Origin of the sequence: Vreelandella sp. 21, assembly GCF_050995515.1 — a bacterium.
Taxonomy (GTDB): domain Bacteria; phylum Pseudomonadota; class Gammaproteobacteria; order Pseudomonadales; family Halomonadaceae; genus Vreelandella; species Vreelandella alkaliphila.
In genome coordinates, this window is the sequence record NZ_CP194673.1 from 2,968,577 (window position 1) to 2,989,226 (window position 20,650).

A 20,650-nucleotide genomic window follows, 5' to 3' on the forward strand; every position below is an offset into this window, starting at 1 on the left:
ATTGATGCGTTATGAATGTGCACCGTGTGACGCGTTGTTCAGGAACAGGTTCAACTTTTTATGTAAAAGTTAGTAACAGAAAGAACGCAACGTAACAGACAAGCATGCAGTGAATTCTCACACCGAGGAATTATGACCAATAATATTAGTTACTTAAAAAATATAAATACGGTTTCTTTAGGCCTTGCCGCTATGCCTGGATTATTTGTTTTACTCTGGAGCACGGGATTCATTGGCGCAAAATTTGGCCTGCCCTACGCAGAACCTTTCACGTTTTTGTTTATTCGTTTCGTGCTCACCCTGATGCTGCTTATTCCACTGACGTGGTTAATGCGCATTGCCTGGCCTTCTTCGCCAGTACTCTGGCTGCATATAGGCGTTTCAGGACTTTTGGTACACGGCACTTATTTAGGTGGAGTTTTTTACGGTATTTATTTGGGCATGCCTGCCGGGCTGGCAGCGTTATTGGTTGGCCTTCAACCACTATTAACAGCAGCCTGTGCCGGCCCGTTGTTGGGTGAGCGCCTAACCACCCGCCAATGGCTAGGGCTACTGCTTGGCCTTGTGGGCATCTGTCTGGTATTGGGCAGCAAGCTAGAGTTCGGCACCTCACTTTTTGCTGGCTTTGGCCTTGGCGCCTTGGTTAGCGTGATGGCTGCGTTGGTGGGAATTTCATTGGGGACGCTTTATCAGAAACGCTACTGCACCAGCATGCCACTTCTTTCCGGGGCGGTAATTCAATACATAGCGGCTGGCATGCTATTGGGCATTGGTGCACTGCTGTTTGAAACCCGCCAGGTCGAATGGAGCTTAACGTTTGTGCTCACTCTTGGTTGGCTAGTACTTATTCTGTCTATCGCCGCCATCTTGCTATTAATGGCGTTGATTAAAAAAGGGGAAGCCTCCCGCGTTGCCAGTCTGTTTTATCTGGTGCCTCCGGTCACTGCGCTACAAGCGTGGTGGCTGTTCGACGAGCGCCTGCCCCTGCTCGGACTGGCTGGCATGGTCATTGCCATTGCTGGGGTGGTCATGGTGGTACGTAAACCTAGCAACAAAGGAGAAGCTTAAAGCGCTACAAGCGCTCCAAGTAACGGACACCGCCTAGATTACGCATTTGCTGAAGAATCCACTGGCTGCGGCGCTCTACCTGAGCGTCTGGCCGTGACGCGCTGCGGGTACGCGGGCTAGGAAGAATAGCCGCTAGCAGGCTTGCTTGCCGTTCGGTCAATGCACTGCCAGAAGCGCCAAAATAGTGCCCCGCCGCCGCTTCTAGCCCAAATACTCCCGTATCCCACTCAGCGACGTTTAAATACACTTCCAGTATGCGTTGCTTGCTCCACAGCATTTCGATCAGCAACGTAAACCATACTTCTAGCCCCTTACGGGCCCAGCTACGGCCGCTCCATAAAAAAACATTCTTAGCTGTTTGCTGACTGAGCGTGCTGGCACCCCGCAATCGTTCGCCATCGAGACTGGCCTTCAGGGCACGCTTCAACTCAACTAAATCAAAACCACGATGCTGAGGAAAGCGCTGGTCTTCAGCAGCGATCACCGCCAACTTGGCATTGCTGGATAGATTGTCCCAGCTTCTCCATTGGCGTTGTATATCGATAGGTTCGCTGTTTACCCAGCTTTGTATTTTGCGCTCTACCATCACCATTGAGCCAGGAGGTGGCACAAAACGGAATAGTAAAACCAGCGCAATTGAGAGAACAATAAAAGCCAGCGCGCCACGCCAAATAAGACGCCATATCAAACCAAGAAAACGGCGCAACGCGCGATTAAGCATTTCGATATCCTTAGCGCTTCATGAGGTGTTCTGCATGATAGCGCAAATGCTCCTCGATGAACGAGGCGATAAAGAAGTAGCTATGATCGTAGCCTGGCTGGCGGCGCAGTGTTAGCGGATGATCATGCGCTTCACACACGGCCTCTAAACGCTCGGGCATTAATTGCTCTTCCAGAAACTGATCAGCTTCACCCTGGTCAATGAACAGTCGTTGACGAGAGGCACCATTAGCGACCAGCTCGCAGGCATCGTACTGGCGCCAACGCGACTGGTCGTCGCCCAAATAGCTGGTAAACGCATTTTGCCCCCAAGGACAGTTCATGGGGTTAACAATAGGCGCAAAAGCGGAAACCGAACGGAATCGGCCGGGGTGACGCAATGCCAGGATTAACGCGCCGTGACCGCCCATGGAGTGACCACTGATCGACTCACGCCCGTTCACTGGGAAGTGCTGACGCACCACCGAAGGCAGCTCTTCAATCACGTAATCATACATGCGGTAATTCGATTTCCAGGGGGCTTGAGTGGCGTTCACATAAAAACCTGCACCCGATCCTAGATCGTAACTTTCATGCTCACCGGGCAGATCGGTGCCGCGTGGGCTGGTATCGGGGCAAACAATCGCCACCCCTAGCTCAGCAGCAATACGGTGCGCGCCCGCTTTCTGCATAAAGTTTTCATCGTTACAGGTTAGACCTGACAACCACCAAAGCAGCGGCACGCGCTCGCTCTCTGCTTGAGGAGGCAGGTAAACCGCGAACACCATGTCGCAATCCAGCGCCCGGGAGTAGTGGCGGTAGCGCTTGTGCCAGCCACCAAAACTGCGATTGGCAGACACTAGTTCTAAAGTTTCACTCATGCTCATGGGCCGGCTCCTTAAAAAGATGAAAACGCGGAGGGTTTCCCCTACCGCGCTCATTTACCCTATTACCAATGATACTCAGTAATGCAGCACGGTACGAATGCTCTTACCTGCATGGAGCAATTCGAAGGCTTCATTAATTTGCTCAAACGGCATGTCGTGGGTAATAAAGTCGTCGATATTCAGCTCACCATTCATATAGCGCTCGACGTAACCCGGTAACTCACTGCGTCCTTTGACACCGCCAAATGCAGAGCCTTTCCAAACCCGCCCAGTGACCAGTTGGAAAGGACGCGTGGAGATCTCTTCGCCCGCACCCGCGACACCGATGACAATCGACTCCCCCCAGCCTTTATGGCAGCACTCAAGGGCCGAACGCATCACGTTAACATTGCCGATACACTCAAAGGAGTAATCAACACCACCGTCGGTCATATCGACGATTACCTGCTGAATCGGGTCGCTGTAGTCTTTCGGATTAACGAAGTCAGTCGCGCCAAACTGCTTGGCCAATGCAAATTTATCGGGGTTCACATCGATAGCAATAATCTTCGAGGCTTTTGCCATTACCGCCCCTTGGATGACCGCCAAACCAATCGCGCCCAAACCAAAAACGGCGATGGTGGAGCCTGGCTCTACTTTTGCCGTATTCAGTACCGCACCGATACCGGTAGTAACGCCACAGCCCAACAGGCAAATTTTATCCATCGGCGCTTCTTTGGAGACCACCGCAAGCGATACCTCCGGCAGCACGGTGTACTCGCTGAAAGTCGAAGTGCCCATGTAGTGATGCAGCATTTTGCCATCTAGTGAAAAGCGCGAGGTGCCATCAGGCATCACACCTTTACCTTGAGTAGCGCGCACGCTGCCACACAGGTTTGTTTTACCAGATAGGCAGAATTTACATTTGCCGCACTCGGCGGTGTACAGCGGAATAACATGGTCACCCGGCTTAACACTGGTCACACCCTCGCCAACTTCTTGCACCACACCAGCACCTTCGTGGCCCAATACCGCTGGGAAATTACCTTCTGGGTCAGCGCCAGAAAGGGTATAAGCATCGGTATGGCATACGCTAGTCGCTGCCATCTTCACCAGCACCTCGCCCTCTTTTGGACCTTCCACATCGATCTCAACTAATTCAAGCGGCTTACCCGCTTCGAGTGCTACGGCGGCACGTGATTTCATCTATGCATCTCCTTAACGGTCACATAAGACTGAAGACTGTTTTATCGGACTCGTTTTAATCGAATCAGATTTAATGACTGCAGTGTAGGCCAGCTAGGCGAGTGGGATAAAGCGGGATACACTCACAAGATTATTGCCACTGAGCAACAATCAAAAATTAATTAAGGATAGTTCGTGCAACGCTGGGACCGTATTGAGGCATTCGTCGAGGTGGTAAGACTGGGAACATTCTCAGCGGCCGCACGCCATTTAAAGGTATCGACATCGCATATTAGCCGCTTGGTGAGCCAGCTGGAAAATCAGTTGGGTGTTCAGCTTTTGTACCGCACAACACGGCAAATTCGTTTAACCGATGCTGGGGCAATCTACGTTGAGCACTGCCGCCATCTTTTTGATGGCCTGCGCGATGCAGAGCAAGCGATCAGCGAGCTTCAGGCAAATCCACGTGGGCTGCTGAAGCTGACCTCAGCGACGACGTTCGGCGAGCGCTATGTCGCGCCACTGGTGAATGACTTTCAGTGTCTGCACCCGCAGCTTGAAGTACATATGCACTTCACTAATCGCCCCGTAGAAATTATTGAAGAAGGCTACGATATTGCCATTCGTATGGGGGTACTCAAAGACTCTAGCTTGATTGCTCGGCGGCTATGCGAACGGCAGGAGTATGTCGTGGGCTCCCGGTCTTACTTCCGTCAAGCTCCCAGGCCACATACGCTGTCGGAACTTAGCCAACACCGTTGTCTGATGGGTTCACGTTCAAACTGGTTGTTTGAAGTCAACGGGCAGCGCCGCGAAGTTAAAGTGGAAGGCTGCTGGAGCGGCAATTCCGGCCCCGCGCTGCTTGATGCCGCGCTTAAAGGGCTGGGGCTTGCTCAACTACCGGATTACTACGTAGCCCCCTATCTTGCCAGTGGCGAACTGGTATCCGTTCTGGAACCTTTCCAACACAACGATACGGCGGTATGGGCGGTATACCCTCGTCACCGCCACCTATCACCTAAAATCCGTCAGCTCGTCGATTACTTGGTGGCCAATATTGATGCAGCGCTGCCACCCGGCCCTACTCACTAACACTCGATGGCGTTAACAGCCAAACCACCTTTTGACGTCTCTTTGTATTTATCTTGCATATCTCGACCAGTGTCACGCATGGTGCGAATCACTTTATCCAACGATACAAAATGCTCACCATCACCATGCATCGCCATACGCGCAGCATTGATCGCCTTCACCGAGGCAATGGCATTTCGCTCAATACACGGCACTTGAACCAACCCCGCCACAGGGTCGCAAGTAAGGCCAAGATTATGCTCTAGACCAATCTCAGCAGCGTTCTCTACCTGTTTTGGCGAGCCACCCAGCACTTCTGCAAGCCCCGCTGCGGCCATCGCACAAGCAGAGCCGACTTCTCCCTGGCAGCCGACTTCCGCGCCGGAAATGGACGCGTTCTTTTTACACAATATGCCCATCGCGCCCGCTGCCAACAAAAAAGCCACTATATCGTCGTCACAGGCATCTGGCTCAAATTTCAAATAGTACGCCAGCACAGCAGGCACAATACCGGCAGCACCGTTCGTCGGTGCAGTGACCATCCGTTTACCGGCGGCGTTCTCTTCATTCACTGCCAGTGCAAACAAATTGACCCAATCCATCACAGTAAAGCTCGATACAATTAAGCGTTGATTCTGCGGTGGTGAAAGCAGCTGTTGGTGCAAGCCATGGGCGCGTCGCCGAACATTTAATCCACCGGGTAAGTGTCCCGTCGCTTTTAAGCCATTTTCAATGCTGCTGCGCATGGCTTGCCAAATCGTCAGCAGCTCTGTGCGAATCACCTCTTCACTGCGCCATGCTTTTTCGTTTTCAAACATGAGCTCACTGATACGCAAACCATTTGTTTGGCAAAGCGCTAACAACTCATTAGCCGTTTCAAATGGGTAAGGTAGCGCGGTTTTGTCTTCGTCTAACCCACCCTGATCGGCGCAGGCTTGATCGACATAAAAGCCACCACCAAGGGAATAGTAAGTATTTGTCGCAATAACCGTATCGTACTGATAAGCCGTCAACACCATAGCGTTGGGGTGAAATGGCAGACAATGGTCGTCCCATTCAATATCCTGACTGCGATCAAACGATAGCGCTTGCCCATTGGGCAGCGTTATTAAAGCGCCTTCATCCAGCGCATGTAGCCGCTCATTAATGGTGTCAGGATCGATTGACTCTGGCGTTTCGCCCATCAAGCCCATGATGACCGCACTATCAGTACCATGCCCGATGCCAGTAGAAGCTAACGAACCGTGGAGCCTAGCCACAATGCGCGTCAGCGAGGGTGAGATAACCGCTTGACTAAAATCGCGCGCCGCACGCATCGGCCCAACCGTATGAGAGCTTGATGGGCCAATCCCAATTCTAAAGAGATCAAAAACGCTTATTGCCATTGTGTTGTCTGCCCTTCAGCGGTAATTGTTGATTACCTAATAACTAGTTACTTTGCAGCCTTAATCCACCATTAGTCGAGCAGCTCACATTAAGTTCGACGTGCGAGCATAGAAGTGTGTCGATATAATGAACATTCTTCTATGCATGTTTTTAAGCCCCTCTCTTACAACGTCATCTCTCTGATAAGGATGTTGGTATGCCATCTTCCCCACCGCAGTGGCCACTCAGTTTTGGATATACGCTTCTGCGCGCAACACTTTATATGTTTTTTGTCGCTGGTATCGCCCAAGGCGGATATTTTGAAGCTCTCTACCTACCCGATGTGCGCTATACCGAATTAGGCTTTACAGAGTTCACTCAAACCCTGGTACTGGCTAGCTGTTGTGGCTTACTCATCTACGTGCGCCAAGTACTCAAGGTATGGCCTACTGTTACGCTTCTATTGCTGGCGTTTGTGGCTGCGTCGCTGGTACGCGAACAGGATTACTTTTTAGATTACTACGTCGCAGACAACTCTTGGAAAGTGCTGGTATCGTTAATTGTCATCCCTAGCCTTGCCTGGGTAGTCGTCCAGCGTCGTCGATTTATTGAAGAATTTTCACATTATAGCAATACGTTCGCGTTTGGACTTTTCACTGGCGGTGTGCTCGTTACCTATATTTTCTCCCGCCTTTATGGTCGCCAAGACTTCTGGCGAGCCGTCATGCAGGATAACTATATTCGCGAATTTAAAGATGTCGCTGAGGAAGCCATCGAGCTTTTAGGCTACAGCCTGATTCTATTTGCCATGATTGAGCTTCTGCTGATTGCTCGGCGTATTTACAAAGCGCGACAAGTCGCACGCTAGTCCTCTCATCTCCCGTTAGCAGCCCTTTTTTATCGCCGCCTTACACCTTGCGCAGGCGGCATTCATTTTTTACATCTCGCTATACATAAAGCCATTTGCGACCCCGATGGCTTCAACGTAGTGTCGTCCCCCAGACTCATGGGCATTTTTTGCTGAAAAACAACCTACTGACGACAAAAACCTTATGACAAACTCACAAAATCGCCAAGAAACCCTAAAGCGAGGTGCATTTACTCGTTTTCTTGATAGCGTTGAGTGGCTGGGTAATCTACTCCCACATCCTGTTACTCTCTTCGCTATTTTATGTGTTCTGGTAGTAGTCGCCAGCGGCATCGCCGGTGCATTAGGGGTATCTGTTGCTGACCCTCGCCCTGCTAACGAAGGTGAATGGATAGCGGTTAATTCACTGCTCAATGCCGAAGGTCTGCGCCGTTTAGTCACTGAAATGGTGACCAACTTCACTAGCTTTGCACCACTGGGGACGGTACTGGTGGCCATGTTAGGTGTCGGCGTTGCTGAACACTCAGGACTGCTCTCAGCCAGCATGCGCGCGCTGGTTCTCAATCGCTCGCCGCGCATTGTCACCTATGCAGTGGTGTTTGCCGGCATCATGTCGAACATGGCAGCCGAGCTTGGCTATGTCGTATTAATTCCTTTAGCGGCCATGATTTTCCACTCATTAGGGCGTCATCCATTGGCGGGCCTAGCGGCTGCGTTCTGCGGTGTTTCTGGAGGCTACAGCGCTAACTTACTGATTGGTACTGTTGACCCGCTACTATCGGGCATCACCCAGGAAGCAGCGCGTCTTCTTGACCCCGCTTACATTGTGGGCGCAGAAGCTAACTGGTTCTTTATGTTCGCCAGTACGTTTTTTGTCACGCTTATTGGTGGCTTTGTTACTGAGCGAATCGTAGAACCCAAGCTAGGTAAATTCGATTCTGCCTATGCTGATAGCGGCATTGAAAACCAGCGCATGGAAGGGCTATCCGACTCAGAGAAGCGCGCCTTAAAAGGGACTGGACTTGCGACATTAGCATTAGCCGCTCTGGTCGCGGTCATGGTTGTGCCCGAAAGCGGCATATTGCGTAACCCCGAAACAGGGCTAATTAGCGGCTCGCCCTTTTTGCGTGGCATTGTGGTAATTGTCGCGGTGTCCTTCACCGTATTGGGGTTTGTCTATGGCCGCCTGGCAGGCACCATGCAAAACGATCGCGATATTGTCGATGCTATGGCGAAAAGTATGAGTAGCCTCGGCCTTTATATCGTTCTGGTCTTTTTTGCGGCACAGTTTGTAGCGCTGTTTAACTGGAGTAACTTTGGCACTGTCACAGCCGTTGCCGGTGCCGATCTGCTGCAGTCTTTGGGGCTACGCGGCCCTGGTCTGTTCGCGCTGTTTATTATTATGTGTGCGTTCGTCAACCTATCACTAGGCAGCGCCTCTGCACAGTGGGCAGTAACAGCTCCCATCTTTGTACCGATGCTGATGCTAATGGGCTATGCCCCTGAAGTAATTCAGGCGGCGTATCGAATCGGCGATTCGGTTACTAACTTAATTACCCCCATGATGAGCTACTTTGGTTTAATTCTTGCCGTAGCAACTCGCTATCGTAAAGATATGGGCATTGGTACGTTGGTAGCGATTATGCTGCCCTACACGCTATTTATGCTGATTGGCTGGAGCCTGCTGTTCTTTATTTGGGTATTTGTTTTTGGCTTTCCTGTCGGCCCAGGATCAGCCACGCATTACACGCTTTAAGCCATATCATCATATAACGCTTATGGCATAACGCAAAAAGCCCGCCGTTCATAGAATGGCGGGCTTTTTGTTCATGGTGACGACTATCAGTTCACCACTTTCTATTTACTACTCACTAGCCACTACTTACCAAGTACGAGAACTAACTGATCACTCGTCGAGGAATGAGCGCAGCGGCTCAGAGCGACTCGGATGGCGTAGCTTGCGCAGCGCCTTAGCTTCGATCTGACGAATCCGCTCGCGAGTAACGTCAAACTGCTTACCCACTTCTTCTAGCGTGTGGTCGGTATTCATATCGATACCGAAACGCATGCGCAGCACTTTCGCTTCACGTGCGGTTAAGCCGCCAAGGACGTTACGCGTTGCTTCGATCAAGCCTTCGCCGGTGGCCATATCAATCGGCAACAGCATAGTGCCGTCTTCGATAAAGTCACCTAAGTGCGAATCGTCGTCATCACCAATCGGCGTCTCCATAGAGATCGGCTCTTTGGCAATTTTTAGCACTTTGCGTACTTTGTCTTCCGGCATTTCCAGGCGTTCGCCCAGCTCTTCCGGCGTTGGCTCGCGGCCCATTTCCTGCAACATCTGACGAGAAACACGATTGAGCTTATTGATCGTCTCAATCATGTGCACCGGAATACGGATGGTGCGTGCCTGGTCAGCGATAGAACGCGTAATCGCCTGACGAATCCACCATGTGGCATAGGTCGAGAACTTGTAACCACGGCGATATTCGAACTTATCAACCGCTTTCATCAAGCCAATGTTGCCTTCTTGGATTAGATCCAGGAACTGCAGGCCACGGTTGGTGTATTTCTTCGCAATCGAAATTACCAAACGCAGGTTAGCCTCAACCATCTCTTTCTTAGCACGACGTGCTTTCGCCTCGCCAATAGAGAGCTTGCGGTTAACTTCCTTGAGGTCGGCCACGGTGAGCTGCACCATGTCTTCCTCAAAGGCAATTTTGCGCTGCGAACGAGCAATATCGGCGCGCAGTGGCTCAAGACGGTCAGCATACTTGGGCTGCGCCTCCTGGAAGGTGTCTAACCATTTTGGATTAGACTCGTACCCAGGGAACGACTTAATGAAGGTTTTGCGCGGTACTTTAGCTTTCTTCACGCACAGCTGCATAACCGCTTTTTCTTGGGCACGCACCTGCTCAACACTAATACGTACTTGGCCGACCAGACGCTCAAAATGCTTCGGCACCAGCTTAATAGGCGAAAACAGCTCGGCTAAACGCGACTGCTCACTTTTAAGCTCCGCGCTACCACGACCATATTTCGCCAACGCAGCTTCAACAGCGGCATTCTGCTCACGGATTTGTTCGAAACGAGCTTTCGCTTCTTCCGGATCAGGGCCGCCTTCGCTGGCCGTGCTGTCGTCATCTTCGTCGTCACCGTCGCTGTCGAGATCATCATCATCGCTCAACTCGGCTTCCGGCTCAGGCTCGGGCACTTCGGCTTCTGCAACGCCTGGAATCCCCTCGTCGGGGTCGATAAAGCCAGAGAACAGATCAGACAAGCGACCAGGCGCTTCTTCATCCTGCGTGGCATCGTAGGCATCCAGGATAGAAGCAACAGCGCCAGGCAAATACGCCAGCGCTGACATCACTTCCCGCGTGCCCTCTTCTATCCGCTTGGCGATTTCGATCTCACCTTCGCGGGTTAGAAGTTCAACCGTACCCATTTCGCGCATGTACATGCGCACAGGGTCGGTAGTGCGACCGACGTCGCTTTCCACGGCGGCGAGTGCCGCGACGGCCTCTTCCGCAGCGGACTCGTCCGTGGAGTGATCCGACATCATCAAAGTGTCTTCATCTGGCGCTTCTTCAACGACACTGATACCCATGTCGTTGATCATGCCAATGATGTCTTCCACTTGATCCGGGTCGGCGATATCCTCGGGTAGATGGTCGTTGACCTCGGCATAGGTCAGGTAGCCCTGTTCCTTGCCGCGCGCGATCAACTCCTTCAGACGTGACTGCTGCTGCGCATTTCCAGCCATAGAAACCCTATCTCGACGAAGAAGAATGAAACACCTGGGGCGCTGAATCGATTAAACTCAACAAGCCGAACAGTATAGCGTAAATAGCAGGAATTTTTCCAGCGAAACGTATTTGCGCGGTCATTCAGGTGTGTTAGGTTGTTCGGTTAGGCCAGCGCCTGGCGACTGACCCTTTATTTGGTGCCAACGTTAGGGAAATTCAACCCTAGCGCCTCAAACTCTACTCATTCCAAACTCTACTCATTCAAAGACAAACGCCGTAAAGCCGGCTTAATGTCGTTGAACAAGCTCCATCATTAAGCTTGCCAAACGCTGCCGCTGCGCTTTATCCAGCTTTTGCCCAGAACGCTCTAAATCCAGCAACGCCTGGTACTCTTCCTGAGGCGATCGCTTGCGCTGAACCTCTATTAGATGTTCAACCAACCCTGTCAGCTCAGTCTCTCGGGTTCCCTTGGGAATCAGCAACTCCCGTGACGCCAACTCAGCCAAGACCTGACCTTCATGGCTCCCCTGAAAGTGCGCCAACACCACTTGCGGGCTGCGATAACGCCCGGCACGTAGTAACTCAATCAAGTCACGGCATAACGGTGCTTCTTCACTCTCCGGCAACCAATCCAGGGAATCCGGCAGCGACGTCACTAAACCAGGCTCATGCAACAGTAGCTGCACAATACGCGCAACGGTTGAGAGCACTTGCGGGCGAGGCGACTGAGCGCGCCCCTTTTGTGCCTTTTTACCAGCAGGCTTTGCGCCGACCAGCTGCTCCTCATGATGCTCAAACGGCATCATGTCGGGCGACTCAAGCGGCTCCCAGTGCACGGCTTCCTGCGAAGGCGCTTTCTGTGCCTCTTTTTGCGCACTGGCGGCCGCGCGTTTCTCAAGTAGCGTTTTCAGTTGCGATTGTGCCAACCCACTGCGCTTAGCTAACGCCTCCAACAGTAACGATTTGAGCATGCCTTCAGGCACTTTGTTCAATGCCTCAAGCACCTGACTTGCAAACCGCTCTCGCCCTTCCACGGTATTCAAGTCTCGCCCCTGCGCTGCCTGCTCAAAAAGAAACTCAGATAGCGGCATCGCACAGGTAACGCGATCTTGAAATGCGTCGCTACCTTCACGGCGTACTAGCGTATCCGGGTCGTCACCTTCCGGCAGAAACAGGAAGCGCGCTTCACGACCGTCAATCATCTGCGGCAAGGCGGTTTCCAACGCACGGCTGGCCGCTTGACGTCCTGCACGGTCACCGTCAAAGCAAAACACCACACGGCTAACTAAACGAAATAGTCGGCTTAGATGGTCTTCTGTTGTAGCCGTCCCTAAGGTTGCGACAGCGTTGTTGATACCGTACTGCGCCAGCGCCACGACATCCATGTAACCTTCAACGATGACGAGCTGCTCAAGCTTGCTTGACGCTTGGCGAGCCTCATACAACCCATACAGCTCACGTCCCTTGTGAAAGACAGGCGTTTCAGGCGAGTTCAGATACTTAGGCTGCTCATCGCCCATTACCCGACCGCCAAACGCGATGGTACGCCCCCTTAAATCCCGAATGGGAAACATCACTCGATCACGAAAGCGGTCATACGTTCGCCCGGTGTCTTCACGGTGAATAAGCAAGCCATACTCTACTTGTACAGGCTCACCAATACCCCGCGCACTCAAGTGCTGCTTTAGGGCTTCCCACCCACCAGGCGCATAGCCAATACCATAAGTACTGACAACATCTGGAGATAATCCGCGCCCTTGCAGATAACGCTGCGCTCCCTGCCCTTCCTGCATTTTTAGCCGTTCTCGATAAAAACTGGCAGCAAGTTCAAGAAGATTAACGCCCTCTTTGCGCTTTTTTTCGCGCTGCTGGGCGCGCGGATCATCGGCACCCTCACGAGGAACATCCAGCCCTAAACGACTAGCCAACTGCTCAACCGCATCGGGAAAGGGTAGTTTGTCGTATTCCATTAGAAAGCGTAGCGCATTACCGTGGGCACCACACCCAAAGCAGTGATAAAACTGTTTATCAGCGCTGACCGTAAACGATGGGGTTTTCTCTTGATGGAAAGGACATAGCCCAGAATAGTTACGCCCGGCCTTTTTAAGCTGCACACGCTCACCAACCACCTCGACCACATCAACGCGGCCTAACAGGTCATCGATAAAACGTTGTGGAATTTGGCCTGCCATGAACTGCGGGCATCCTCGCGCAAAGCGCTAACTCACTTGCCTAGGGTCATCGGGCTTATTACCAAATCACCATAGACAGCGATAAATCAAAACAAAAACAAACGGCCACCTAGTGGCGGCCGCTTGACATCCCTCTTGAGATGGCCAGCTAACTGCTCCGGCCCCCTCGGGTACGGATCAATAGAGCCGTTCGAAACGCTTTTGCTCACGCTGAATTTTCTTGGCGTGGCGTTTTACGGCTGCTGCCGCTTTGCGTTTACGCTCAGCAGTCGGCTTCTCATAGTGCTCGCGGCGGCGTACTTCAGAAAGAACACCGGCTTTTTCGCAAGAACGCTTGAAGCGACGCAGGGCGACGTCAAACGGCTCGTTATCACGTACTTTTACAGAAGGCATTAAGCACTCACCTACCTTAAGGAGTCTTGAGTTCGGATAGTACGTACACTCTTAGAATACAGTGTACGACCCAGTTTTACAGCGCACAGTAGTCTAGTCGTGGTTGGCGATCTTTGCAAATGCTTACGCGCCTTAAGCATGAGAATGCTAAACTAGGCGACTGATTAGCAGCACTGGTTTCTAACCTGCAACTTTTTAACTTACAACGAGTTCTTCAGCCATGCGCGTACTAGGCATTGAAACGTCTTGCGATGAAACGGGCGTCGCGATTTATGATACTTCGCACACTGGAGGCCGCGGCCTGCTCGCCGACGCGCTGTATAGTCAAATTGCCATGCATGCCGAGTATGGCGGCGTGGTGCCTGAACTCGCTTCTCGCGACCATACGCGCAAACTATTGCCACTGATCGAGCAAGTATTGCACGACGCCAAGCTGACGCGTAGCGACCTAGACGGCATTGCCTACACTGCTGGCCCAGGGTTAGTCGGCGCACTCATGGTGGGTGCCAGCACAGCGCATGGTATGGCACGTGCGTTGAACATCCCCGTGCTTGGCGTACACCACATGGAAGGCCACCTGTTAGCCCCTATGCTGGAAGATGACGCCCCTGACTTCCCTTTCGTCGCCTTATTGGTCTCTGGCGGACACACTCAACTTGTCGAAGTACAGGCCCTAGGACACTACCAGTTACTCGGGGAATCCGTTGATGATGCAGCGGGTGAGGCCTTTGACAAAGCGGCCAAAATGCTCGGGCTCCCCTACCCCGGTGGCCCTCACGTTGCTAAGCTTGCTGAACAGGGCAATCCAAAACGCTTCCGCTTTCCACGGCCAATGACCGACCGCCCTGGCCTGGACTTCAGTTTCTCCGGCTTGAAAACCCACACGCTGACCGCTATTCGCCAATTAGAAGCTGCTGGCGAGCTAGACACCCAGGCCAAGGCTGATGTGGCGAGGGCATTTGAAGAAGCCGTAGTGGACACCCTGGTTATCAAATGTCGCCGCGCACTGGATCAAACCGGATTGAAGCGCTTAGTGGTGGCAGGTGGCGTTAGCGCTAATCAACGCCTGCGCGAACGCCTCGCGGTTGAAACAGAGAAGCGCAACGCGCGATCTTATTACCCTCGCGGGCGCTTTTGCACCGACAATGGCGCGATGATCGCTTATGTGGGCGCCCAACGACTGGCAGCGGGTGAGCATGATGACAACGGCATTATGAAGGCTACGCCGCGCTGGCCGTTGGACACCTTAACGCCTACTTAACACCGCTAGCTCCTACACCTCTAGCCCCTGCCTAGCCGCGTAGATGAGGCTCTTCTCCGCGGCGCAGGCGGCGAATATTTAACCCATGGCGAGCAAGCACCAGTAGGCTGAACCCACTCACGACCACAACATAGTCAGGTGCTAGCCACGCACAAGCCAGCGGTGCGACGAATGCACTAACAAGCGACGCTGCCGCTGCCATGCGTAGCCGCCAAGCCAGCAGCATCCAGCACACCGCACTAAGCAGTGCCACGCTGGGTACCAATATCAACAGCACGCCAAACGCACTGGCAACCGATTTACCACCGCGAAACCTATGCCATAGTGGATAGCTGTGACCTAGCAGAACAGCAAATCCAACCGCCCCTTGCAACCAAACAGGCAGCCCTAACAATTTGGCTGCCAGCACTGCAGGTGCCCCTTTTAAGGCATCTAGTAAAAGCGTGGCGACAGCTAAGCGCGGCCCGTAAAGACGTAGCACATTCGAAAACCCAGGGTTACACGAACCGCAATATCGCGGATCAGGAACACCTGCTAGCCGGCATACGCTAAGCGCCGCTAACCAGCTTCCGCTTAAGTAGCCCACCACCATCCATATCACTCCGCCCACCATCTTGGCTCCTTCCCAGCGTTAGATCGTACCTAGCTGTCGTTTCGCGCTATCCTCAAGTACAATCCCCCGCTTGTTGACGCTAGAGGAATAGCTGTGGATCGCATTTTGATCGAAGCGCTGGCAGTAGATACCGTCATCGGTGTGTACGACTGGGAGCGCACTATTGTTCAGTCTTTGAGCTTGGACTTATCGCTCGCAACGGATATTCGTCCCGCCGCCGCTGCAGATGATTTGAGCCTGACGCTTGATTATGCAGCCATTTGCCAGCGAATTCAGCGCTTTGCCGACGAGCACCAATTTGCCCTCGTCGAGACATTTGCCGAGCGCCTGGCTGAGTGCTTACAGCAGGAGTTTTCCATTATCTGGCTGCGCCTTACCGTACGCAAACCGGGTGCCGTTCCACAAGCCGCTAGCGTCGGTCTTGAAATCATCCGCGGCACGCTTCCATGAGCTTGGTTACTCTCAGCTTAGGCAGCAATATCGATCCGGACACTCATATCCGCCTGTGCCTAGATGCGCTTGAAGACACGTTTGGCCCCCTTCAAATATCGCGCATATTTGAAAGCGAGCCGGTAGGGTTTAGCGATAATCGCAACTTTTACAACCTTGTGGTTGCCTTTGATAGCGATTGGTCGGTGGGTGAGCTGCAGGCGTGGTCTAAGCAACTCGAAATTGCCCATGGCCGCACTCCCGATATGCTTAAGTGTAGTCCTCGAGCACTGGATATTGACCTGCTCACAGTGGGCGGTATTTGCGGCACTATTGACGGTGTTGCCCTGCCCCGAGGGGAAATCACGCACAATGCCTTCGTTCTACAACCGCTGGCCGAACTGCTACCCGATCAGTATCACCCTATCTATGGCTTGTCTTACGCTGCGCTATGGCAGCGCTTTGAATTGGGTAGTCAACGCTTATGGGCCATCGACTTTCATTGGCGTGGGCGCTGGATTTCCCAGGCAGACTCTGTGCCAAAGGCGGTGTCCGCTCGCTGAACAAAGCCTATAACCAGCCCTTAGTGCGTATCCATCAGCGCACTTGCTACTGCCTGTTGGCGGTGCTCACGTAGCGCCTTACCTAAAGCTGCACCGCGATAACCCGCTTGCAATAGCACTTGAGGGTCAACGCTTTGTGCAGCCTGCCACGCCCGATTCAGCGGTTCGAGCGTATTCTCTGCTAAACGCTTAATGAGTTGTAACTGTGCATTAACCTGCGCGGGCTTACGCCAACCGTCCAAACGCTCCAGCCAGTGCAGAACGCGTTCGTCACTTAATGGCTCGGCCAATATATCCCTACTCAACGCCACATGGCGCGCCAGCTGCGTCACCGCATTAGGCAATCGCAATCTAATTGCCAGCGCATCACGCTGAGCATCATTCAATACCGACACCAACAACGCGTAGCGCCAGTGAGCCAGAGGAAGTGAGCTGTCGATAGCTACCTGTGCAACCGTCTCAAGCGCCATCACCTCAAGTGCGTTTGCCAGCACAACGTCATCGGTTAGCTCAGGCCACCAAGCAGCCAGCGCCTCGCAATCTTTTAAGGCGGTGAAGTAACGGTCAGGATTTGGTTCACCCAACGCTTTTTCGGTTTCGACCCACACTCGCTCCGCAGCAAGGTGGCTAAGCTCACCACTGCGGCTTACATCTCGCATTAGTTCGAGGGTTTCAGGCGCAATGGCAAACCCTAAGTGCGCATAACGGGCAAGAAAGCGTGCAGTGCGAAGCACCCGTAGGGGATCTTCACTAAATGCCGGGGACACATGGCGTAATAGCCGCTGCTCAATATCTCGCTGTCCGTTAAAGGGATCGGTCAACGCACCATCAAAGCGCTGCGCAATCGCATTGATGGTTAAATCACGTCTTGAAAGGTCTTCTTCTAAGGTCACATCAGGACTTGCGTGTACTTCAAAGCCACCATAACCGTGGCCAGATTTTCTCTCAGTGCGCGCTAGCGCATACTCTTCGGCGGTATCAGGATGCAGGAATACTGGAAAATCGCGCCCCACTGGTTTAAAGCCCCGCTGTTGCATGACTTCTGGCGTGGCACCGACGACGACCCAATCATTATCCACTACCGGCCAGCCTAACAGCGCATCGCGCACTGCCCCGCCAACACGATAAACATCGAGTCCTTTGGTTTTCGCATCCACCTGAAACACGGCTACCGCCCTTTTTTCAATGTCTCGTGTTTTAATGTCTCGTATTTTAATGTCTAGGCTGACGGCTAGGTACGCTGATGCGCTCACCCGATTCCATATTGAGAGCGGTTAACGACCCACCCCACACGCAACCAGTATCCAGCGCTTCAACCTTTATCTTGGCGTTCGGGGTTTGGCCCTCTAATGCAGCCCAGTGCCCGAATAACAGTTGAAGCGCATCGGCTCTTGGGTATTGAAACCAAGGGGTGAACCCGTCAGGCGCACTTTCCAAGCCTTCTTTAGCAGCAAAATCTAGCCGACCGTTAGCGTCGATAAAGCGCATGCGGGTAAATATATTGACGAAACAGCGCAAACGATCAATCCCTTCTAGATCATCATGGAACTTGTCAGGTTGATTACCAAATAGCTGCGTTAAAAAATCACCCGAACGCTCACTAAGCAAGGCCGTCTGCACTTCTTGGCTAAACGATACCGCTTGCTCGGCGCACCACGTTGGTAACACACCGGCATGGGTCATCAGCGCATTGTTTTCATAAACTGCCAATGGCTGGCTTTGCAGCCAATCCAGCACCTGTTCGCGCTGTGGTGCTGCAAGAATATCGCTTAGAGTGTCGTTTTTTTTCAGTTTGCCGCCGCCACGAGCCACCACCAACAAATGAAAATCGTGATTACCCAGCACGCATCGAGCGGCGCTGCCTAACGCCTGCACTTCCTGCAAGCAAGCCAGCGAGCCAGGGCCACGATTGACCAAATCACCAACCAGCCAGAGTGTATCGTTTGCTGCATTGAAGCTTAGCTTTTCTAGCAAACTGACAAACTCGGCATGACAGCCGTGCAGATCACCAATGGCATAGGTGCTCATCGCTCCCCCTTTTAGAGAATGGTCAGTGAAGCTGACGCGGCACCGCTAGCCTGAAAGGCGCAATGGGCACTTCAAAAGCTCGTTGGGTGTAGGTGTTAAGCAGCGTGTAAGCGCCTTCCATAACGCCTACCGGCGTCTGCAGAATGGCTCGACTGGTGTAGCGAAAACGCTGCCCCGGGCCAATTAACGGCTGCTGGCCCACCACCCCTTTGCCACGCACCTCTTGGCTATCACCGTTACCTTGGGTAATTTTCCAGTAGCGCGCCATAAGCTGCACGCTATGAGGGCTTTGGTTATGTACCGTCACGGTGTAACTAAACACGAAGCGCGACTCACGGTCATCTGACTCGGCTGCACGGTACTCAGGCGCGACGCTAACCTCAATGGCTAGGGCACTCACGCGTCAGAACTCCCATTACCACCAAGCGCTTCGTCAGTAGCCACTTGGTTGGCGATAGTGACGTACTCTGCAACCGTCAAGGTTTGAGGGCGCCGTGCAGGGTCAATGCCTAGTGCTTCTAATGTTTCTGCGCTTACCCTGCCTTTCAGGTTATTGCGCAGTGTTTTGCGTCTCTGACCAAACGCCAGCTTGACCAATTCAAACAGCAGCGCTGGGTCATCTGCTGTTTGGGGCAAGCTTTCGTGAGGCGTTAGCCTAACAATGGCGGAGTCAACTTTCGGCCTGGGAACAAAGGCTTCCGGCGGTACGACAAACAGCTGATCCACGTGGCAGTAATATTGCGCCATCACCGACAGGCGCCCCCAATCAGTGCTACCTGGCTCAGCGGCCAAACGCTCAACAACCTCTTTTTGCAGCATAAAGTGCATATCGGCAATCGCATTGCCCATGGTTAACAGGTGCACTATCAACGGCGTCGAGATGTTGTAAGGCAGGTTACCGACGACTCGCAGCGCAGGGCCATCCCCTTTTAGCGCGGCGAAATCAAACTTTAGCGCGTCACCCTCATGTATAACAAAGTCAGGGTAGTTAAAAAACTGCACCCTTAAGCCCGGAATAAGGTCACGGTCTAATTCAATGACTTCAAGCTTTCCTGCCGCCTCTAGCAACGGAGCAGTGAGCGCGCCTTGCCCAGGGCCAATTTCGACGAGTCGGTCGCTTTCGCGAGGCCCAATGGCACGGACAATACGCGAAATGATGCCGAGGTCACGCAGAAAGTTTTGACCAAAGCGTTTACGAGCGCGGTGCTGCTGAGGCACTTGAGACATCTAACAGTGTTCCTTGGAGGGTTGATTCATAAAGCATTTAAGCCATTGGCGCGCTGCGCGGAAAGTCGCTTTGCTAGCGCTAGGGCAACGCCTAAGCTATTGGGGTCGGCAGTGCCGCGACCGGCTAAACTGAGCGCGGTACCGTGATCTACCGAAGTACGCACCAGCGGCAAGCCAAGTGTAATATTCGCCGCCTGACCGAAGCCTGCGTATTTTAACACTGCCAGCCCCTGGTCATGATACATCGCCAGCACCGCATCAACGCCCGCTAAATGGCGTGGGGTGAAAAGCGTATCCGCTGGCAACGGGCCTTGAACATCAAGGCCTTCAGCGCGCAGCGCTTTCAGCGCGGGGATAATAACATCGAGTTCTTCGCGCCCTAAATGGCCATCTTCTCCTGCATGAGGGTTTAGCCCACACACTGCAATGCGCGGAGCGGCAATCCCAAACTGGTTTTTCAGATCAGTCGCAAGCAAACGGCTAATACGGGTAATTTTGTCGTAGGTAACCGCATCCGCCACGTCACGCAGCGGTAGGTGTGTGGTAACAAGTGCGACGCGTAGGTCACTGTTACCCTGCCAACGGCTCGACTGGGCATGCAGCGCCTGGTCGGTAGCCAACAACATCACGACCTCATCAACCCCACAGGCATCGCGCAGCCATTCGGTGTGGCCAGTGAAGCCAGCAAAGCCGCCTTCGATAATCACCCCTTTATGCAGCGGTGCAGTGACCATGGCCGCTGCATGCCCCTGCTGACAGGCGTCTACAGCGATTTGCAACGTCTCTAGCACATAGCCTGCATTAGCAGGATTGAGCACGCCTGGGAGTGCTGGTTCGCGAAGTGCCGCGGGCCACACAACCAAATGCCCTGGCGAGGAAGTAACCCCGCTTCCAGGGGCTGCTTCTATCACATCAAGATGAAGCCCCAGCAGCGATGCACGCTGTTTTAGCAACTGCGTATCGCCAATAGCCACCGTATTATTCAATTGGCCATTGGCGGCCAGCATCAGCGTGATTTCTGGCCCGATGCCCGCTGGCTCTCCGGTAGTTATCAGCAGTGGCGCACTATTGCTCAT

At 53.0% G+C, this 20,650-nt stretch carries 20 protein-coding genes; 7 read left to right on the forward strand and 13 right to left on the reverse strand.

Features of this window, described 5'->3' with window-relative positions; translation table 11 throughout:
• The first annotated feature begins 132 nt into the window (after positions 1–132).
• The gene (locus ACN06F_RS13675) at positions 133–1,068 is read left to right on the forward strand and encodes a DMT family transporter (RefSeq protein WP_038477567.1); all 936 of its coding nucleotides are present in this window, start codon (positions 133–135) and stop codon (positions 1,066–1,068) included.
• A gap of 4 nt (positions 1,069–1,072) precedes the next feature.
• On the opposite strand, the gene mtgA is transcribed toward ACN06F_RS13675, so the two are convergent.
• The 3 genes from mtgA to ACN06F_RS13690 all read right to left on the reverse strand — a co-directional run bounded on the left by mtgA (position 1,073) and on the right by ACN06F_RS13690 (position 3,839).
• Positions 1,073–1,789, reverse strand: coding sequence for a monofunctional biosynthetic peptidoglycan transglycosylase (mtgA, locus tag ACN06F_RS13680; protein WP_253485992.1), 717 nt, complete (start codon positions 1,787–1,789; stop codon positions 1,073–1,075).
• Positions 1,790–1,799: 10 nt separating this feature from the next.
• Entirely contained in the window at positions 1,800–2,654 is an 855-nt protein-coding gene (gene fghA, locus ACN06F_RS13685) for an S-formylglutathione hydrolase (RefSeq protein WP_095603979.1), read from the reverse strand.
• A gap of 75 nt (positions 2,655–2,729) precedes the next feature.
• Positions 2,730–3,839 carry an S-(hydroxymethyl)glutathione dehydrogenase/class III alcohol dehydrogenase gene (locus tag ACN06F_RS13690; RefSeq protein ID WP_038477575.1) on the reverse strand — a complete coding sequence of 370 codons (1,110 nt, stop codon included), beginning with the start codon at positions 3,837–3,839 and terminating at the stop codon, positions 2,730–2,732.
• A gap of 174 nt (positions 3,840–4,013) precedes the next feature.
• On the opposite strand from ACN06F_RS13690, the gene ACN06F_RS13695 reads away from it, so the two are divergent.
• Positions 4,014–4,910, forward strand: a complete 897-nt coding sequence (locus ACN06F_RS13695) for a LysR family transcriptional regulator (protein ID WP_433924101.1) — start codon at positions 4,014–4,016, stop codon at positions 4,908–4,910.
• Here the strand turns inward: ACN06F_RS13695 and ACN06F_RS13700 are convergent.
• Positions 4,907–6,274, reverse strand: a complete 1,368-nt coding sequence (locus tag ACN06F_RS13700) for an L-serine ammonia-lyase (RefSeq protein ID WP_433924102.1) — start codon at positions 6,272–6,274, stop codon at positions 4,907–4,909. The two genes, ACN06F_RS13695 and ACN06F_RS13700, sit on opposite strands and share 4 nt — an antisense overlap.
• 197 nt (positions 6,275–6,471) lie before the next feature.
• On the opposite strand from ACN06F_RS13700, the gene ACN06F_RS13705 reads away from it, so the two are divergent.
• Both ACN06F_RS13705 and ACN06F_RS13710 read left to right on the forward strand, forming a co-directional pair.
• Positions 6,472–7,122 carry a hypothetical protein gene (locus ACN06F_RS13705; RefSeq protein WP_038477584.1) on the forward strand — a complete coding sequence of 217 codons (651 nt, stop codon included), beginning with the start codon at positions 6,472–6,474 and terminating at the stop codon, positions 7,120–7,122.
• 184 nt (positions 7,123–7,306) lie between these two features.
• The gene (locus tag ACN06F_RS13710; RefSeq protein ID WP_433924103.1) at positions 7,307–8,878 is read left to right on the forward strand and encodes an AbgT family transporter; all 1,572 of its coding nucleotides are present in this window, start codon (positions 7,307–7,309) and stop codon (positions 8,876–8,878) included.
• A 150-nt stretch (positions 8,879–9,028) separates the two neighbouring features.
• Here ACN06F_RS13710 and rpoD read toward each other — a convergent pair whose 3' ends face one another.
• From rpoD to rpsU, 3 genes are all read right to left on the reverse strand, one after another.
• The gene (gene rpoD, locus ACN06F_RS13715; RefSeq protein ID WP_038477590.1) at positions 9,029–10,885 is read right to left on the reverse strand and encodes an RNA polymerase sigma factor RpoD; all 1,857 of its coding nucleotides are present in this window, start codon (positions 10,883–10,885) and stop codon (positions 9,029–9,031) included.
• A 270-nt stretch (positions 10,886–11,155) separates the two neighbouring features.
• Complete coding sequence (gene dnaG, locus ACN06F_RS13720) at positions 11,156–13,060, reverse strand: DNA primase (RefSeq protein WP_433924104.1); 1,905 nt, start codon at positions 13,058–13,060, stop codon at positions 11,156–11,158.
• Positions 13,061–13,237: 177 nt separating this feature from the next.
• Complete coding sequence (gene rpsU / locus ACN06F_RS13725; protein ID WP_007113641.1) at positions 13,238–13,453, reverse strand: 30S ribosomal protein S21; 216 nt, start codon at positions 13,451–13,453, stop codon at positions 13,238–13,240.
• A gap of 220 nt (positions 13,454–13,673) precedes the next feature.
• Here rpsU and tsaD point away from each other — a divergent pair, with 220 nt between their 5' ends.
• The gene (gene tsaD, locus ACN06F_RS13730; RefSeq protein WP_433924105.1) at positions 13,674–14,714 is read left to right on the forward strand and encodes a tRNA (adenosine(37)-N6)-threonylcarbamoyltransferase complex transferase subunit TsaD; all 1,041 of its coding nucleotides are present in this window, start codon (positions 13,674–13,676) and stop codon (positions 14,712–14,714) included.
• Positions 14,715–14,745: 31 nt separating this feature from the next.
• Here tsaD and plsY read toward each other — a convergent pair whose 3' ends face one another.
• On the reverse strand, positions 14,746–15,315 hold the full coding sequence (gene plsY, locus ACN06F_RS13735; RefSeq protein ID WP_231657687.1) for a glycerol-3-phosphate 1-O-acyltransferase PlsY: 570 nt from the start codon (positions 15,313–15,315) through the stop codon (positions 14,746–14,748).
• 105 nt (positions 15,316–15,420) lie between these two features.
• On the opposite strand from plsY, the gene folB reads away from it, so the two are divergent.
• Both folB and folK read left to right on the forward strand, forming a co-directional pair.
• Positions 15,421–15,777, forward strand: a complete 357-nt coding sequence (gene folB / locus ACN06F_RS13740) for a dihydroneopterin aldolase (RefSeq protein ID WP_038477601.1) — start codon at positions 15,421–15,423, stop codon at positions 15,775–15,777.
• Positions 15,774–16,319, forward strand: coding sequence for a 2-amino-4-hydroxy-6-hydroxymethyldihydropteridine diphosphokinase (gene folK, locus ACN06F_RS13745; protein WP_433924106.1), 546 nt, complete (start codon positions 15,774–15,776; stop codon positions 16,317–16,319). Before folB ends, folK begins: the two co-directional genes overlap by 4 nt.
• Before the next feature lie 20 nt (positions 16,320–16,339).
• Here folK and ACN06F_RS13750 read toward each other — a convergent pair whose 3' ends face one another.
• From ACN06F_RS13750 to pdxA, 5 genes are read right to left on the reverse strand one after another with little or no spacing between them, the layout of a single operon-like run.
• Complete coding sequence (locus ACN06F_RS13750; RefSeq protein ID WP_433924107.1) at positions 16,340–17,485, reverse strand: polynucleotide adenylyltransferase; 1,146 nt, start codon at positions 17,483–17,485, stop codon at positions 16,340–16,342.
• Between the two features lie 46 nt (positions 17,486–17,531).
• Positions 17,532–18,347, reverse strand: a complete 816-nt coding sequence (locus ACN06F_RS13755; protein ID WP_433924108.1) for a symmetrical bis(5'-nucleosyl)-tetraphosphatase — start codon at positions 18,345–18,347, stop codon at positions 17,532–17,534.
• A gap of 22 nt (positions 18,348–18,369) precedes the next feature.
• Positions 18,370–18,747, reverse strand: coding sequence for a Co2+/Mg2+ efflux protein ApaG (gene apaG / locus ACN06F_RS13760; protein WP_089039622.1), 378 nt, complete (start codon positions 18,745–18,747; stop codon positions 18,370–18,372).
• A complete protein-coding gene (gene rsmA / locus ACN06F_RS13765) occupies positions 18,744–19,574 on the reverse strand; it encodes a 16S rRNA (adenine(1518)-N(6)/adenine(1519)-N(6))-dimethyltransferase RsmA (protein ID WP_120386447.1) in 831 nt (276 codons plus the stop codon). Before rsmA ends, apaG begins: the two co-directional genes overlap by 4 nt.
• Before the next feature lie 26 nt (positions 19,575–19,600).
• Positions 19,601–20,650 carry a 4-hydroxythreonine-4-phosphate dehydrogenase PdxA gene (gene pdxA / locus ACN06F_RS13770; protein ID WP_095603991.1) on the reverse strand — a complete coding sequence of 350 codons (1,050 nt, stop codon included), beginning with the start codon at positions 20,648–20,650 and terminating at the stop codon, positions 19,601–19,603.